This is a genomic window from Polaromonas sp. CF318 (assembly GCF_000282655.1).
GTDB lineage: Bacteria > Pseudomonadota > Gammaproteobacteria > Burkholderiales > Burkholderiaceae_C > Polaromonas.
In genome coordinates this window covers 1-2,764 of record NZ_AKIV01000113.1, presented here as the reverse complement: position 1 = coordinate 2,764, position 2,764 = coordinate 1, and the positions used below count along the sequence as shown (strand labels likewise).

Here is a 2,764-nt window from a genome sequence, read left to right as displayed (position 1 = left end):
CCCCACGCTTTTCACTTCGTGTAGTGCGCTGCCCCCCGAGGGGGCCGCTGCGCCTGCGGCCCGGCAAAGCCGGTTCCGCGGCTCTGGCTGGCCTGCGCGGCTCGCTACGCATCGCCTTCTCTTTCCCGGGGATAAGAAGGCGCCTTGCGGGCACTTTGTCCTGGCAGTAGAGTCGGACCACCATGACTGAGTTGCGCAACGTTGAAGCCGACCTGTCGCGCTTTCGCGCGCGGGTGCTGGTGGCGAGTTTTGTGGTGTTGTGCGCGTTTGCCTTGCTGGCGGCGCGGCTGGTGTATTTGCAGGTGTACCGCCATGCCGACCTGAACGAGCAGGCCGAAAGCAACCGCACGGCGATCGTGCCCATCGTGCCGAACCGCGGCCTGATCCTGGACCGCAACGGCATCGTGCTGGCGACCAACTACTCGGCCTACACGCTGGAGATCACGCCGTCCAAGGTCGAGAACCTCGAGGAAACGATTGCCGCGCTGGAAAAGGTGGTCGATATCCAGCTGCGCGACAAGCGGCGCTTCAAGCGGTTGCGCGAGGAGTCCAAGAATTTTGAGTCGCTGCCCATACGCACGCGCCTGACCGACGAGGAAGTGGCGCGCTTCGCGGCGCAGCGCTTTCGCTTTCCGGGCGTCGACATCAAGGCCCGGCTGTTTCGCAGCTACCCCTACGGTGAGCTGGGCAGCCATGTGGTGGGCTATATAGGCCGCATCAACCAGGCCGAGAAGGAAAGCATCGAAGGCAGCGACGACGAGGGCAACTACCGCGGCACCGACTACATCGGCAAGCTCGGCGTCGAGCAAAGCTTCGAGCAGCAGCTGCACGGCACTACCGGCGTCGAGCAGGTGGAGACCTCGGCCGGCGGGCGCGCGGTGCGCAAGTTGGCCAGCAACCCGGCCACCCCCGGCAACACGGTGATGCTGTCGCTGGACATCCGCCTGCAAAAGCTCGTGGAAGACATGTTCGGCGAGCGGCGCGGCGCGCTGGTGGCGCTGGACCCGAAAACCGGCGACGTGCTGGCCTTTGTCAGCAAGCCGACCTTCGACCCCAATCTTTTCGTCGACGGCATCGACAGCGAAAGCTGGCAGGCGCTCAACGAGTCCATCGACAAGCCGCTGCTCAACCGCGCGCTGCGCGGCACCTACCCGCCGGGCTCGACCTACAAGCCTTTCATGGCCATGGCCGCGCTGCAGACCGGCAAGCGCTCGGCGACGTTCATCGTCAACGACAACGCCTCCTGGAGCTTCGGCGGTCACGTGTTCCGCAGCCACGGCGACATCGCGCTGGGCGCGGTCGACATGTACCGCTCCATCGTCAAGTCCAGCAATGTGTATTACTACTCGCTGGCCAATGAGATGGGCGTCGACGCCATGCACGACTTCATGAAGCCGCTGGGCTTCGGCCAGCTCACCGGTATCGACATCAACGGCGAGGTGCGCGGCGTGCTGCCCAGCCAGGAATGGAAACGCAAGGCCTACAAGCGGCCCGAGCAGCAGAAGTGGTATCCCGGCGAAACGATTTCCCTGGGCATTGGCCAGGGCTACAACACCTTCACCATGCTGCAGCTGGCGCAGGCCACGGCGGCGCTGGCCAACGGCGGCATCAAGCACAGGCCGCGCCTGGTCATAGGCACGCAGGACCCGGTCACGCGCGTGATGCACCCGCTGCCGGCCGATCCGCCGCAGGACTTGGGCTACAAGCCGGAGAACGTGGCCATTGTGCGCAAGGCGCTGGTGGGCGTCACGCAGGAGGGCACTTCGGCGCGGGTGTTTGCCGGCGCGGGCTATCTCTCGGGCGGCAAGACCGGCACGGCCCAGGCCGTGACCATAGGCCAGAAGGACAAGTACAACAGTGCCAAGATGGAGGAGCACCAGCGCGACCACGCGGTGTACATGGCTTTCGCGCCGGCCGAGGACCCCAAGATCGCGCTGGCCGTGATCGTGGAAAACGCCGGCTGGGGCGCCGGCGTGGCCGCGCCCATCGCGCGCCGGGTGTTTGACTATGTGCTGCTGGGCCAGTACCCGAGCGAGGAAGACATGATCGCGGTGCAAAAAGGCCTGGCCGCCGCACCCATAGGCAAACCGCGCCAAGCCTCCGAGATGGCCGGCCTGATGTCGACAGGCGGCACAGCCCCCGGGCCCACCACCGCTGCCGCGGCAGCGGCCGCCAAGGCCAAGGCGGCGGCCATTGCGGAAGCGCTCAGCAAGCTGCCCCCGCCCATGGCCGCGGCCGGCATCAACCCCGACTGAGCACCGCCCGGCAAGCCTGCCGGAAAACGACAGGCATAAAAAAAGCGCTGGGGTTACCAGCGCTTTTTGCAGCAAGGCATCTTTTGGAATGCCTTGTTGCCTGTGTACTTCTAATGGCTCTCTCGTGTCTCCTCGGCTCCTCGCGTTGCGAGCAGCGAGGCTCGTCAGCAAGTCATCCAATGTAGCCCGTGCACTGGCATAGTGCATTGGGGGTTTCCCGCCCCCGAACCCTGCGGAACGTGCCCGCAGTCCGTGCCGGGGCACGCCACACCATGGCGCCTGCGTGCACCTTATGCACGCATTTGTACTTAAAACTGCCTAAAAACACCGTTGCCAGGCACTGGCACGAGTTATGCCTTCGGCCTTTAAATGTTACGGATTGTTGGCTGGATGCAAGAAAGGCGGGCATGTATGTACCTGAAGAGCTTTGTGGCGTGGGGCTTGACGATCTGGGTCGCCATGGCCTGCCAGCAGGCCATGGCGCAAGCGCCTGCCGCACCGGCCGCCGC

General features: G+C 65.1%; 1 protein-coding gene. It reads left to right on the top strand.

The window, feature by feature from the left end; translation table 11 throughout:
- Positions 1-182 precede the first annotated feature (182 nt).
- The gene (mrdA, locus tag PMI15_RS19350; RefSeq protein ID WP_007873265.1) at positions 183-2,255 is read left to right on the top strand and encodes a penicillin-binding protein 2; all 2,073 of its coding nucleotides are present in this window, start codon (positions 183-185) and stop codon (positions 2,253-2,255) included.
- Positions 2,256-2,764 lie beyond the last annotated feature (509 nt).

Coding starts and splice junctions, on each gene's coding strand:
- mrdA (WP_007873265.1), top strand. CDS start 183: ATGACTGAGTTGCGCAACGTTGAAGCCGACCTGTCGCGCTTTCGCGCG.